Source organism: Streptomyces sp. NPDC017225 (genome assembly GCF_044331465.1).
Taxonomy (GTDB): domain Bacteria; phylum Actinomycetota; class Actinomycetes; order Streptomycetales; family Streptomycetaceae; genus Streptomyces.
On the sequence record NZ_JBIRNE010000005.1, the window covers coordinates 324,094 to 336,823 of the forward strand.

Sequence of the window (12,730 nt, forward strand, 5' to 3'; positions counted from 1 at the left end):
TGCTCGCCTCTGGTTCTCGCGGCGGGTACGGGGCCGCCGTCGTCCCCTCGGGATCGATCTCGCCGACCCCGTGCGCGCCATACTGGCGTAAAAAGGATGAAATGCCCGGATGAGCTCGCGGAGGGGCGGACGATGCACCACCACGCGGAGAACGGTGCCGACCACGTGACCGACGACGCGGCGCGGGCCGCGGAGGAGTCGGAGCCGTACGAGGACGATGCCTATGACGACGAGGGCGCCTACGGGGGCACCGTTGTGCAGGACGACGATGCGCCGACGGAGCCTGCGGCGGCGGACCGGGGCCCCGATGTCTACCTGGACGTTCCCCAGCTCAAGGTCGATGAGATCAATCTCGACGTGGAGAACCTGCGGGCCCGCGTCTCCCTCCAGGCCGAGGTGCTCGACCTGCTCAAGCTGAACGTGGGGGCCGACGTCGCGCTCGGACAGGTTCACCTCGGGATCTCCGGGGTGGAGGCGCAGGCCCAGCTCAAGGTCCGGCTGGACAACGTCGCGCTGATCATCAGCCGGGTCCTCACCACGCTCGACCGCAACCCGCAGATCCTGGAGCAGCTGGCACGCGGTGTCGGGTCGGCCGTGCGGGATGTGGGCCGGGGTGCCGGGTCCGCCGTGGAAGACGTCGGAGAGGGAGCCGGATACGCGGTCGAGGACGTCGGAGAGGGAGCCGGATACGCGGTCGAGGACATCGGTGGCGGCACCGGTGATGCCGTCGGAGAGGCCGGGAGAGGCGTCGGAGAGGCCGGGAGAGGCGTCGGCGGGGTCGGGAGAGGCGTCGGCGAGGCGGGCGAGGCGGGCGGGGCGGTGGGCAAGGCTGTCGAGGCCGCAGGCGGCACGGCCCGGGAGGCCGGCCGGACCGCCGGACGCGCCGCGGGGAAGGCCGGGGCCGGGGGGACGGAGGGGAAGGCCGCTCGCCGGACCGGGCCGGCCGGTGACGGCGCCGAGAGCGCCGGAGGCGGACGCTCCGCCACCAGGCGGCGCCGCCCGCGCGACGACGAGGCCAAGGCGACGCGGCCCACCGGGCGCCGGGGTGCCGAGAAACGCGACGAGCCGCCGTGAACGCAAGCGCCGCCGCACCCGGCCGCCGCTCCCTGCGTCGGGGACACCGGCCCCGACATCTCCTTCGACGCGGTCGTCAGCGGCGACCGCCTCCGCTTCGAGCGGGCACCACGGACCCGGGTCTCCTTCCCCGGCACCGGGGCGCGCGAGTCCGTATCCCGCAGTGAGCGGACCAATCTGCCCCAGCGGGTGGCTCCCGGGCAGGAGTACCGAGACGTGACCGTGGACTACCGCCTCGCCAGCCGTCTCACCGGGGAGCCCGAGGACGAACGGGCGCCGGACGCGGACGGACCGCGGCGTGAGCCGGAAGAAGACGGCTGAGGAAGAGGCACGGCTCGCCCCCACCGCGTCGCCTACTGCGGCCCGTACTTCCGCCCCGTCCGTGAGGAGATCCCGCCCAGCATCCCCCGCGGCACCAGCTTCGCCGCGCCCATCAGGGCCTTGTAGCGCGGGTCGGGGATCGACAGGGACTTGCCGCGGGACAGGTCGTCGAGGGCCGCCGCGACGACCTTGTCGGCGTCGAGCCACATCCAGCCGGGGATGTTGTCCGTCCCCATGCCGGCCCGCTCGTGGAACTCGGTGCGCACGAAGCCGGGGCACAGGGCCATCATGCGTACGCCGCTGCCCGCCAGGTCCTTCGCGACGCCCTGCGTGAACTGCACGACCCACGCCTTGGACGCGCCGTAGGTGCCGCGCGGGACGAAGGCCGCGACCGAGGCCACGTTGACCACGCCGCCGCGTCCCCGCTCCCGCATCGTCTCCGCCGCCGCCGAGGTCAGCCGCAGCACCGCCTCGCAGTGCACCTTGAGCATGGTCAGCTCGTCGGCCATGGAGACGTCGAGGAAGCGGCCCTTGTTGCCGAAGCCGGCGTTGTTGATCAGCAGGTCGACGGGGCTCCGGCGTTCGCCCAGCCGGGCGGCCACCGCCTCGATGCCGGCGTCCGTCGACAGGTCGGCCGTCAGCACCTTCGCCTCGATGCCGTGCCGGTCGTGCAGTTCGGTCGCCTGGTCACGCAGCCGCTCGGTGTCGCGGGCCACCAGCACCAGGTCATGTCCGTCGGCCGCCAGCCGTCGCGCGAACGCGGCGCCGATGCCCGCCGTCGATCCCGTAATCAATGCCGTTGTCATGGCGCAAGGTTATGGGTCCGGACCGGACACGTCCGTTTCGCTCGGGCGCCGTAGGTCTCCACGTACTTCCGCGCCGCGGCCAGCGACTCCGGGTGGTTCGCCTCACCTGCGTCGAGCAGCCGGGGCAGCAGCTCCCGCTCGGTCGTCACCGCCCGGAACTGCAACGCGACCGTCACCTCGTGGCCGGGCCGGTGGACCACCTCCACGGGGTCGCCCGCCCGTATCGCGCCGGGCTCGATCACCCGCAGGTAGGCGCCCGGCGCACCCTTCTCCGTGAACCGCCTCACCCACCGCTTCTCACCCAGGTGACCCTGGAAGGTGCGGCAGGGGATACGGCCGCAGGTGACCTCCAGCACCAGGTCGGGTCCGACCCGCCAGCGCTCGCCGATCCGGGCGCCGCAGACGTCCAGGCCCGTGGTGGTGAGGTTCTCGCCGAAGGCGCCGTTCGGCAGCGGCCTGCCCAGCTCGCGCTCCCAGTCGTCCATGTCCTCGCGCGCCATCGCGTACACCGCCTGGTCGTCGCCGCCGTGATGGCGCCTGTCGCACACCGTGTCACCGGCCAGCCCGCTCGCCCCGACCCCCTTCGGCCCGGGCGCCGTCACCCGAACGGCCCCGTCGACCGGCCGCTTGTCGATGCCGGTGACGCCCTCGGGATGGTCCGTGTGGGGCACGGTCTTCGCACGGCCGACGTTGACGGACAGAAGCTCCATGGCGGCACCGTAGGACAACCCGCTTCAAAGCGGCGACGCATTATTCGGGGCCAGGTCAAAGCGTCGCTTATCCTTGAGGTGTGATCGAGGCTCGTCATCTCCGCGTGCTGCGCGCCGTGGCATCGACCGGTTCCTTCTCCGCCGCGGGGCGCGAGCTGGGCTGCACCCAGCCCGCCGTCAGTCAGCAGATGAAGGCCCTGGAGGCCTCCGTCGGCACCCCGCTGCTCGTGCGCACCGGACGCGAGATGCGGCTGACCCAGGCCGGCGAGTCGCTGGTGCGGCACGCCGCCGGGATCCTCGCCGGGCTGACCGCGGCCGAGGAGGAGGTCGCCGCCATCGCGGGGCTGCGCGCCGGGCGGGTGCGGCTGGTCTCCTTTCCCAGCGGCAGCTCCACCCTCGTACCGACCGCCCTGGCCGCGCTGCGTGCCGCGCATCCCGGCACCCGGGTCTTCCTGGAGGAGGCCGAGCCGCCGAACTCCGTCGAGCTGCTGCGCGAGGGCGACTGCGACGTGGCGCTCGCCTTCCGCTACGAGGGTGCGGCCGGCGCGGAGGAGTGGGACGACCTCGTCGTACGGCCGCTGCTGACCGACCGCCTCGTGGCGCTGGTGCCCGAGGGGCACCGGCTCGCGCGTACGGAGCCGGGCGGGTCGGTGGCCATCGGGGAACTGGCCCGGGACCCGTGGATCGCGGGCTGCCCGCGCTGTCGCGGTCAGCTGGTCGAGGTCTGCGAGGGGGCCGGCTTCACGCCCCGCATCGACTTCGCGACCGACGACTACCCGGCGGTCGCCGGCCTGGTCGGGGCCGGCCTGGGCGTGGCCGTCCTGCCGCAGCTCGCCGTCGAGTCCGTACGGCCCCGGGGAGTACGCGCGGTGACGCTGGAGCCGGCGGTGCGGCGGGAGATCGTCGCGCTCACCCTGCCCGACCTGGCGCAGGTGCCGGCGGTGGCGGCGACGCTGGACGAGCTCGCCCGGGCGGGGGCGCGCCAGTCGGCCGCGCGCTGAGCGGCGGTCCGGGGCACCGCCGGCGTGCCCGTGTCGGAGCTCGCGAGTCCGTATCGGATCTTCGTAAGAGAGAAACGTTCCTTCAGTGATGTGCGGCCGCCTGCCCGCCGGCCGACGCCGTCGCTGACACCAGGCGGTTGCGGGCCCGTCCCATGAGCTCCTCGCGCTCGTCCTCGGTCAGGCCGCCCCACACTCCGTACGGCTCACGCACCGCCAGCGCGTGCGCCGCGCACTCGGCGCGCACCGGGCACCTCATGCAGACCTCCTTGGCCGAGTTCTCGCGAGCACTCCGCGCCGCACCGCGTTCGCCTTCCGGGTGGAAGAAGAGCGAGCTGTCCACCCCACGGCACGCGGCCAGGAGCTGCCAGTCCCACAGGTCCGCGTTCGGTCCGGGAAGGCGGGAGAAATCTGCCATTGCGTGACCCCTTGTAGCCGATATGGGTAGATGCGGAACTCCAGCGTCCACGACCGTACAACTACGATCTAAGGAGATGAAAATATGACTCATTGCGAATCTAGCCTCAGACACCAGCGAAGTGGAAGAAAAACGGCTAAATGGGGCACTGGTTGTGATGAAACGGCGCGGGTCCCACGCGCATGTCTGCTGCGTGGCCGTCCCCTCACGTAGAGTGCCGAAGACGACACACAGCCCCGTAACTCTTTCGAGTGACCGTCGTTGAGAGTGCGGAGGCGGTTGAAGGAACAAGTGCTCGGGCGGGCGTCCGGGACGGTCGACCGCACAGGTGACGATTTCGTACCAGCCTGGAGGCTCAACGTGACGCGCATCAGCTGCGGAGGACGGTCATGACTTCCGTCCTCGTCTGCGACGACTCCCCGCTTGCCCGAGAGGCGCTTCGCCGGGCGGTCGCGACCGTGCCCGGTGTCGAGCGCGTGACGACGGCCGCCAACGGCGAGGAAGTCCTCCGCCGCTGGGGTGCCGACCGCTCGGACCTGATTCTGATGGACGTGCGCATGCCCGGCCTGGGCGGCGTCGAGACCGTCCGGCGGCTGCTGTCCGCCGACCCCGGCGCGCGCATCATCATGCTCACCGTCGCCGAGGACCTGGACGGCGTGGCCCTCGCGGTCGCCGCCGGTGCCCGCGGTTACCTGCACAAGGACGCCTCGCGCGCCGAGCTGCGCGCCACGGTCACACAGGCCCTCGCCGACCCGACCTGGCGGCTCGCCCCGCGCCGGCTGCGCTCGGCCGAGATGGGCGCCGCGCCCACCCTCACCGCGCGTGAGATCCAGGTCCTGGAGGGCATGAGCCACGGCCGCTCCAACGCGGAGATCGGCCGTGAGCTGTTCCTCTCCGAGGACACCGTCAAGACCCACGCGCGGCGGCTCTTCAAGAAGCTCGGCGCCTCGGACCGGGCGCACGCGGTCGCGCTCGGCTTCCGGTGGGGCCTGGTTCGCTAGGGCCTGTCCGGCGGGTCGGGTCCCAGGAAAGGGACGGTGCATGGTCAGCGCAGGCGAGCGAGGTCTGGTGCGTGCAGCTGCTAGGCGGAGGAGGGCGACAGGGCGGAGCCCTGGCAACCGACGACAACGCCGCAGATGGGCGTGCCAGGCCCCGCGTCTGCGGCATGAGCCGCCGGACAGGCCCTAGGGAGCACCCCGTGCAGTGGAGGCCGGAAGGGCCCGCCGGGGACGCCACGAACCCCGCTTATCGCGAGGTGAGCGGGGGTGACAAGGCGACCCGCCGGGTGCCCGCTGCTCGTTTCGCCGCGGATGACGCATCCTTGAGGTGTGGAGTTCCTCGGGGACGAGTCGGTCGAGCGGAAGGGGAGGGCGCAGGGTATGAGTTCCGGCGCACCTGCTCATAACGCTTCGGTGCACAACAACGGGCACGAAGCCACGGATCGGACAGCCGCAAGGCACCATGGACCGATGCGTGACGACGAGGCGGCCCCTGATCAAGGGACGGTCGGTGGGCTCGTCCACCGCGCCGTCGACGGGGACGAGCAGGCCACGCACGACCTGCTCGCCCATGTCCACCCCCTGGCGCTGCGCTACTGCCGCACCCGGCTGTCCCGGCTGCCCGGCGACGCCCGGCACTTCGTCGAGGACCTCGCTCAGGAGGTCTGCGTCGCGGTGCTGCTCGCGCTGCCCCGCTACAAGGACACCGGCCGCCCGTTCGAGGCGTTCGTCTTCGCCATCGCCGCCCACAAGGTCGCCGACCTCCAGCGCGCCGCGATGCGGCACCCCGGCTCGACGGCCGTCCCGTCCGACGAGATGCCCGAGCGGCCGGACGACTCGCTGGGCCCGGAGGAGCGCGCGCTGCTCAACAGCGACGCCGCCTGGGCCAAGAAACTCCTGGCCAACCTGCCGGAGAACCAGCGCGAGCTGCTCCTGCTGCGCATCGCGGTCGGGCTCACCGCCGAGGAGACCGGACAGATGTTGGGAATGTCACCAGGTGCCGTGCGGGTCGCACAGCACCGGGCGCTGAGCCGGCTGCGGGCCCTGGCGGAGCAGTAGCCGGCGTCACGCGACGGGCGTCGGCCACCGACCGTACGAAGCTACGAAGACCGCGGGCTGCCCTGATCGTGGAATGAGCCACGCCCACTTCCCGTTAGCATGGACATCCGCACCGATCAAGGCCATTTGGGGAAGGTGTCATGACTGCAAACGTCGACGGAGTGCCCGAGAAATTCGCGACGCTCGGGCTGACCTACGACGACGTGCTGCTGCTGCCGGGCGCATCCGAGGTGCTCCCCAACGCGGTCGACACCTCGTCCCGCATCTCGCGCAACGTCCGGGTCAACATCCCGCTGCTCTCGGCGGCCATGGACAAGGTGACCGAGTCCCGCATGGCGATCGCCATGGCCCGCCAGGGCGGTGTCGGTGTGCTGCACCGCAACCTCTCCGTCGAGGACCAGGTCAACCAGGTCGACCTCGTCAAGCGGTCCGAGTCCGGCATGGTCACCGACCCGATCACGGTGCACCCGGAAGCCACGCTGACCGAGGCTGACGCCCTGTGCGCCAAGTTCCGCATCAGCGGCGTCCCGGTCACCGACCCGGCCGGCAAGCTGCTCGGCATCGTCACCAACCGGGACATGGCCTTCGAGTCCGACCGCACGCGCCAGGTGCGCGAGGTCATGACGCCGATGCCGCTGGTCACCGGCAAGGTCGGCATCTCCGGCGTGGACGCCATGGGGCTGCTGCGCCGACACAAGATCGAGAAGCTTCCGCTGGTCGACGACGCGGGCCTCCTCAAGGGCCTCATCACCGTCAAGGACTTCGTCAAGGCCGAGCAGTACCCCCACGCCGCCAAGGACGCGGAGGGCCGGCTGCTGGTCGGCGCCGCCGTCGGCGCCAGCCCCGAGGCGCTGGAGCGCGCCCAGGCCCTGGCCGCCGCGGGCGTGGACTTCCTGGTCGTCGACACCTCGCACGGCCACAACAGCAACGCCCTGAGCTGGATGTCGAAGATCAAGTCCAGCGTCGGCGTGGACGTGATCGGCGGCAACGTCGCCACCCGTGACGGCGCCCAGGCCCTGATCGACGCCGGCGTCGACGGCATCAAGGTCGGCGTCGGCCCCGGTTCCATCTGCACCACCCGCGTCGTCGCCGGCATCGGCGTCCCGCAGGTCACCGCCATCTACGAGGCCTCCCTCGCGGCCCGCGCCGCGGGCGTCCCGCTGATCGGCGACGGCGGCCTGCAGTACTCGGGCGACATCGGCAAGGCCCTGGCCGCCGGCGCCGACACGGTGATGCTGGGCAGCCTGCTCGCGGGCTGCGAGGAGTCGCCGGGCGAGCTCCAGTTCATCAACGGCAAGCAGTTCAAGTCCTACCGCGGAATGGGCTCCCTGGGCGCCATGCAGTCCCGCGGCCAGGGCCGGTCCTTCTCGAAGGACCGCTACTTCCAGGCCGAGGTGGCCTCCGACGACAAGCTCGTGCCCGAGGGCATCGAGGGCCAGGTGCCCTACCGCGGCCCGCTGGCCAACGTGCTGCACCAGCTCGTCGGCGGTCTGCGCCAGACCATGGGGTACGTGGGCGCCGCCACCATCGGGGAGATGGAGTCGAAGGGCCGCTTCGTGCGGATCACCTCCGCCGGTCTCAAGGAGAGCCACCCGCACGACATCCAGATGACGGTCGAGGCACCGAACTACAGCCGCAGCAAGTAGGCACAAGAAGTAGGCAGAACGCCTTCCAGGGCGGCCCCGGGAGCATCCGGGGCCGCCCTCGGCGTGCCCGTCGGGGAGACCCGCCGCGCCCGTCGGGGATACTGGAAGGCGCTGCAACGCATCAGGGAAAGGCCACAGACGTGACTGAGATCGAGATCGGGCGCGGCAAGCGCGGCCGCCGGGCGTACGCCTTCGACGACATCGCCGTCGTCCCCAGCCGCCGTACGCGGGACCCGAAGGAGGTCTCGATCGCCTGGCAGATCGACGCCTACCGCTTCGAGCTGCCGTTCCTGGCCGCTCCCATGGACTCGGTCGTCTCCCCGGCCACCGCCATCCGCATCGGCGAGCTGGGCGGCCTCGGCGTACTGAACCTCGAAGGGCTCTGGACGCGGTACGAGGACCCGCAGCCGCTGCTCGACGAGATCGCGGAGCTGGACACGGACAACGCGACCCGCCGCCTCCAGGAGGTCTACGCGGCTCCCATCAAGGAGGAGCTGATCGGGCAGCGCATCAAGGAGGTGCGCGACTCGGGCGTGGTCACCGCCGCCGCGCTCTCCCCGCAGCGCACCGCCCAGTTCTCCAAGGCCGTCGTCGACGCGGGCGTGGACATCTTCGTCATCCGCGGCACCACGGTCTCCGCGGAGCACGTCTCCGGCTCGCACGAGCCGCTGAACCTGAAGCAGTTCATCTACGAGCTGGACGTCCCGGTGATCGTCGGCGGCTGCGCCACGTACACCGCCGCCCTGCACCTGATGCGCACCGGCGCGGCGGGCGTCCTCGTCGGCTTCGGCGGCGGCGCCGCCCACACCACGCGCAACGTGCTCGGCATCCAGGTGCCCATGGCCACGGCCGTGGCGGACGTGGCGGCGGCCCGCCGCGACTACATGGACGAGTCCGGCGGCCGGTACGTGCACGTCATCGCCGACGGCGGTGTCGGCTGGTCCGGCGACCTGCCCAAGGCCATCGCCTGCGGCGCCGACTCGGTGATGATGGGCTCGCCGCTGGCCCGCGCGACCGACGCGCCGGGCAAGGGCAACCACTGGGGCATGGAGGCCGTCAACGAGGAGCTGCCCCGCGGCAAGAAGGTCGACCTCGGCACGGTGGGCACCATCGAGGAGATCCTCACCGGCCCGTCCCGCAACCCCGACGGCTCGATGAACTTCTTCGGCGCGCTGCGCCGGGCGATGTCGACGACCGGGTACAGCGAGCTGAAGGAGTTCCAGCGCGTCGAGGTGACGGTGGGGGACTCGCAGCACCGGCGGTAGTCGTCCGACGGCTCTGACGGCGCTCTGAGGAGGCCGGTCGCCCTTGAGGGGGCGACCGGCCTCTTTCGCATGCTGAGGGGCGTGCGCGGGAGCACGTGGCAGGGTCACCCCCGCGTGCCCCTCCTCACAACCGGTGCGCCGCCCCCGTGGGCGTCGCACCCCGCGTGTCCAGCAGCAGCTGGGCCTTCACCGACAGGCCCTGGAGGTCGTAGGTGCGGTGCTGCTGGAGGAGGATCGTCAGGTCGGCGTCGGCGGCGGTCTCGTAGAGCGAGTCGGCGCGGGGGACGGGGCGGTCCAGGACCTTCCAGGACGGGACGTGCGGGTCGTGGTAGCTGACGGCGGCGCCCATCGACATCAGGCGGGTCGCGATCTCCTCGGCCGGTGAGGCCTGCCGGTCGGCGAGGTCGGCCTTGTAGGTGACGCCGAGGAGCAGGACGCGGGCGCCGCGCGCGGACTTGCCGTGCTCGTTGAGGAGGGCGGCGGCGCGCTGGACGACGTAGCGGGGCATCTGGGAGTTGACCTGCTGGGCCAGCTCCACCATGCGCAGGCTGTGGGGGGCCTGGCCGGTCAGGTCCTGCGGGACGGAGTGGCCGCCGACGCCGGGGCCGGGGCGGAAGGCCTGGAAGCCGAACGGCTTGGTCTCGGCGCAGCGCAGGACGTCCCACAGGTCGACGCCCAGGTCGTCGCAGAGGACGGCCATCTCGTTGACGAGGGCGATGTTGACGTGCCGGAAGTTGGTCTCCAGGAGCTGGACCGTCTCCGCCTCGCGGGGGCCGCGCGCGCGGACCACCTTGTCGGTGAGGCGGCCGTAGAAGGTGGCGGCCGACTCGGTGCAGGCGGGGGTGAGGCCGCCGATGACCTTCGGGGTGTTGGCCGGGGTGAAGTCGCGGTTGCCGGGGTCGACGCGGCTGGGGGAGTAGGCGAGGTGGAAGTCGCGGCCGGCGCGCAGTCCCGAGCCCCGCTCCAGGAGGGGACGCAGGAACTCCTCCGTCGTCCCCGGCCGCACGGGCGACTCCAGGATCACCGTGGTGTGCGGGCGCATGTGGGCGGCCAGGGTGCGGGCGGCCGCCTCCACCTGGGTGAGGTCCAGGCCGCCGTCCGCGCCCGGCGGCGTCGGGGCGCAGATGACGGCGGTGCGGACACGGCCCAGCTCGGCCGGTCCGGCGGGGGTGCGAAAGCCCGTCGCGAGCATCCGGCGCACCTCGGCGGGGGTGAGCGGGTCGGCCTCGGGGCCGGTGCGGTAGCCGAGGGTGGGGACGCCTGCGGCGACGGCGGCCTGGGCCAGGGGCAGGCCGTACGGGCCGAGTCCGATGACGGCGAGATCTGCGGGCATGGCGTGGGCCGTCCTTCCCAGTAACCGAAGCGGGACAGGTGTGCAAGCCCGGTGGACAGGATGGGCGAGCACAACGTCAGACTAGGAGTAAATATGACCGATTTGCGGGATTGATCGGCCGGGTTTCGGCGAGTGTCGAGTGTTGTCGCCGAACTGCGGGGAAGTTGTCCACAGGTCTGCGGGGAAGTTGTCCACAGGTTGAGGCCGTGCGGCGGCCGATGTCGGGCAGGTCGGTCAGAATCTGGGCATGGTGGGTACCAGGAACCGGGCTTCGCCCCGACGGGTGCGGCCGACGCGACCGACAGCGGGAGGCAGCAGTGAGGACAGCGACCCTGGGGCCGGCGCAGCGCGCCGAGTCACTCGCGGCCATGGCCGAGCGCGAGCTTGACGTACTGGTGGTGGGCGCGGGAGTGGTGGGCGCGGGCACCGCCCTCGACGCGGTGACGCGCGGGCTGTCCACCGGCCTGGTCGAGGCACGGGACTGGGCGTCGGGCACCTCCAGCAGGTCCAGCAAGCTGATCCACGGCGGCCTGCGCTATCTGGAGATGCTCGACTTCGCGCTCGTACGGGAGGCGCTCAAGGAGCGCGGGCTGTTGCTGGAGCGGCTCGCGCCGCATCTGGTGAAGCCCGTGCCGTTCCTGTACCCCTTGCGGCACAAGGGGTGGGAGCGGCTGTACGCCGGGTCGGGCGTGGCGCTCTACGACGCCATGTCGATGGCCCGCGGACACGGCCGGGGCCTGCCGATGCACCGTCACCTGAGCCGCGGTCACGCCCTGCGCGTGGCACCCGCCTTGAAGAAGGACGCGCTGGTCGGCGCGCTCCAGTACTACGACGCCCAGATGGACGACGCCCGCTTCGTGGCCACGCTGGTGCGCACCGCGGCGGCGTACGGCGCCCCGGTCGCCAACCGTGCGCGCGTGACCTCCTTCCTGCGCGAGGGCGAGCGTGTGGTCGGCGCGCGCGTCCAGGACGTCGAGGCGGGCGGCGAGTACGAGATCCACGCCAAGCAGATCGTGAACGCGACCGGGGTGTGGACCGACGACACCCAGTCGATGGTGGGCGAGCGCGGTCAGTTCCACGTCCGCGCCTCCAAGGGCATCCACCTGGTCGTGCCCAAGGACCGCATCCACTCCAGCACCGGTCTGATCCTGCGCACCGAGAAGTCCGTGCTCTTCGTCATCCCCTGGGGCCGGCACTGGATCATCGGCACCACGGACACCGGCTGGGACCTGGACAAGGCCCACCCGGCCGCCTCCAGCGCGGACATCGACTACCTGCTGGAACACGTCAACGCCGTGCTGTCCGTACCGCTCACCCGCGACGACGTCGAGGGCGTGTACGCCGGTCTGCGCCCGCTGCTGGCCGGCGAGTCGGACGCCACCAGCAAGCTGTCGCGCGAGCACACCGTCGCGCACCCGGTGCCCGGGCTCGTCGTCGTGGCGGGCGGCAAGTACACGACGTACCGGGTGATGGCCAAGGACGCCGTCGACGAGACGGTGCACGGGCTCGACCTGCGGGTCGCGGACTGCGTCACCGAGGACACGCCGCTGCTCGGCGCCGAGGGCTACCGCGCGCTGTGGAACGCGCGGGCGCGGGTCGCCGCGCGCACCGGACTGCACGTCGTCCGTGTCGAGCACCTGCTGAACCGGTACGGCGCCATGGCGGAGGAGGTGCTGGAGCTCATCGCCGAGAACCCCTCCCTCGGCGAACCGCTGCACGCCGCCGACGACTACCTGCGCGCCGAGGTCGTCTACGCCGCCTCCCACGAGGGCGCGCGGCACCTGGACGACGTACTGACCCGGCGCACCCGCATCTCCATCGAGACCTTCGACCGGGGCACGCGCAGCGCCCGCGAGGCCGCCGAACTGATGGCCCCGGTGCTGGGCTGGGGCAAGGACCGGGTCGAACGGGAGGTCCAGCACTACGAGAAGCGGGTGGAGGCCGAGCGCGAGTCGCAGCGTCAGCCGGACGACCTGACGGCCGACGCGGCCCGCCTGGGAGCGCCGGACATCGTCCCGCGATAGGGCACGCGACAGGGACCGCGACAGGGGCCGCCGGGGCGGGTGTGACGCAGGGTCACCCTGCCGTGTCACCCGCCTCCC

The 12,730-nt window shown here is 72.0% G+C and carries 11 protein-coding genes; 7 read left to right on the plus strand and 4 right to left on the minus strand.

Features of this window, described 5'->3' with window-relative positions:
• Positions 1 to 132 precede the first annotated feature (132 nt).
• Positions 133 to 1,074: a hypothetical protein gene (locus ACH4NX_RS15005; protein ID WP_398127108.1), complete on the plus strand. Its 942-nt coding sequence runs from the start codon at positions 133 to 135 to the stop codon at positions 1,072 to 1,074.
• A gap of 353 nt (positions 1,075 to 1,427) precedes the next feature.
• On the opposite strand, the gene ACH4NX_RS15010 is transcribed toward ACH4NX_RS15005, so the two are convergent.
• Both ACH4NX_RS15010 and ACH4NX_RS15015 read right to left on the minus strand, forming a co-directional pair.
• Complete coding sequence (locus ACH4NX_RS15010) at positions 1,428 to 2,201, minus strand: SDR family oxidoreductase (RefSeq protein WP_351402189.1); 774 nt, start codon at positions 2,199 to 2,201, stop codon at positions 1,428 to 1,430.
• Entirely contained in the window at positions 2,198 to 2,911 is a 714-nt protein-coding gene (locus ACH4NX_RS15015) for an MOSC domain-containing protein (RefSeq protein WP_351402187.1), read from the minus strand. Before ACH4NX_RS15015 ends, ACH4NX_RS15010 begins: the two co-directional genes overlap by 4 nt.
• 80 nt (positions 2,912 to 2,991) lie before the next feature.
• Here ACH4NX_RS15015 and ACH4NX_RS15020 point away from each other — a divergent pair, with 80 nt between their 5' ends.
• Positions 2,992 to 3,912: a LysR family transcriptional regulator gene (locus tag ACH4NX_RS15020; RefSeq protein ID WP_351402185.1), complete on the plus strand. Its 921-nt coding sequence runs from the start codon at positions 2,992 to 2,994 to the stop codon at positions 3,910 to 3,912.
• 82 nt (positions 3,913 to 3,994) lie between these two features.
• Here the strand turns inward: ACH4NX_RS15020 and ACH4NX_RS15025 are convergent, their stop codons facing one another.
• Positions 3,995 to 4,327 (minus strand): WhiB family transcriptional regulator, encoded by a 333-nt coding sequence (locus ACH4NX_RS15025; protein WP_351402183.1) that lies wholly within the window; start codon positions 4,325 to 4,327, stop codon positions 3,995 to 3,997.
• Positions 4,328 to 4,716: 389 nt separating this feature from the next.
• Between ACH4NX_RS15025 and ACH4NX_RS15030 the strand changes: the two genes are divergently transcribed.
• The 4 genes from ACH4NX_RS15030 to ACH4NX_RS15045 all read left to right on the plus strand — a co-directional run bounded on the left by ACH4NX_RS15030 (position 4,717) and on the right by ACH4NX_RS15045 (position 9,295).
• Complete coding sequence (locus ACH4NX_RS15030) at positions 4,717 to 5,328, plus strand: response regulator transcription factor (RefSeq protein WP_003948568.1); 612 nt, start codon at positions 4,717 to 4,719, stop codon at positions 5,326 to 5,328.
• Positions 5,329 to 5,796: 468 nt separating this feature from the next.
• Entirely contained in the window at positions 5,797 to 6,384 is a 588-nt protein-coding gene (locus ACH4NX_RS15035; protein ID WP_019329587.1) for a sigma-70 family RNA polymerase sigma factor, read from the plus strand.
• A 140-nt stretch (positions 6,385 to 6,524) separates the two neighbouring features.
• Positions 6,525 to 8,030, plus strand: coding sequence for an IMP dehydrogenase (gene guaB / locus ACH4NX_RS15040; RefSeq protein ID WP_351402180.1), 1,506 nt, complete (start codon positions 6,525 to 6,527; stop codon positions 8,028 to 8,030).
• A 140-nt stretch (positions 8,031 to 8,170) separates the two neighbouring features.
• Positions 8,171 to 9,295, plus strand: a complete 1,125-nt coding sequence (locus ACH4NX_RS15045; protein ID WP_351402178.1) for a GuaB3 family IMP dehydrogenase-related protein — start codon at positions 8,171 to 8,173, stop codon at positions 9,293 to 9,295.
• 124 nt (positions 9,296 to 9,419) lie between these two features.
• Here the strand turns inward: ACH4NX_RS15045 and ACH4NX_RS15050 are convergent, their stop codons facing one another.
• Complete coding sequence (locus ACH4NX_RS15050) at positions 9,420 to 10,628, minus strand: nucleotide sugar dehydrogenase (protein ID WP_351402175.1); 1,209 nt, start codon at positions 10,626 to 10,628, stop codon at positions 9,420 to 9,422.
• 317 nt (positions 10,629 to 10,945) lie between these two features.
• Between ACH4NX_RS15050 and ACH4NX_RS15055 the strand changes: the two genes are divergently transcribed.
• On the plus strand, positions 10,946 to 12,652 hold the full coding sequence (locus tag ACH4NX_RS15055) for a glycerol-3-phosphate dehydrogenase/oxidase (RefSeq protein WP_398127109.1): 1,707 nt from the start codon (positions 10,946 to 10,948) through the stop codon (positions 12,650 to 12,652).
• The last annotated feature ends 78 nt before the right edge of the window (positions 12,653 to 12,730 follow it).

Excerpts from the sequence above, each read along its gene's own strand:
- ACH4NX_RS15005 (WP_398127108.1), top strand. The coding sequence starts at position 133 with ATGCACCACCACGCGGAGAACGGTGCCGACCACGTGACCGACGACGCG.
- guaB (WP_351402180.1), top strand. The coding sequence starts at position 6,525 with ATGACTGCAAACGTCGACGGAGTGCCCGAGAAATTCGCGACGCTCGGG.
- ACH4NX_RS15050 (WP_351402175.1), bottom strand. The coding sequence starts at position 10,628 with ATGCCCGCAGATCTCGCCGTCATCGGACTCGGCCCGTACGGCCTGCCC.
- ACH4NX_RS15015 (WP_351402187.1), bottom strand. The coding sequence starts at position 2,911 with ATGGAGCTTCTGTCCGTCAACGTCGGCCGTGCGAAGACCGTGCCCCAC.
- ACH4NX_RS15025 (WP_351402183.1), bottom strand. The coding sequence starts at position 4,327 with ATGGCAGATTTCTCCCGCCTTCCCGGACCGAACGCGGACCTGTGGGAC.
- ACH4NX_RS15030 (WP_003948568.1), top strand. The coding sequence starts at position 4,717 with ATGACTTCCGTCCTCGTCTGCGACGACTCCCCGCTTGCCCGAGAGGCG.
- ACH4NX_RS15035 (WP_019329587.1), top strand. The coding sequence starts at position 5,797 with ATGCGTGACGACGAGGCGGCCCCTGATCAAGGGACGGTCGGTGGGCTC.
- ACH4NX_RS15010 (WP_351402189.1), bottom strand. The coding sequence starts at position 2,201 with ATGACAACGGCATTGATTACGGGATCGACGGCGGGCATCGGCGCCGCG.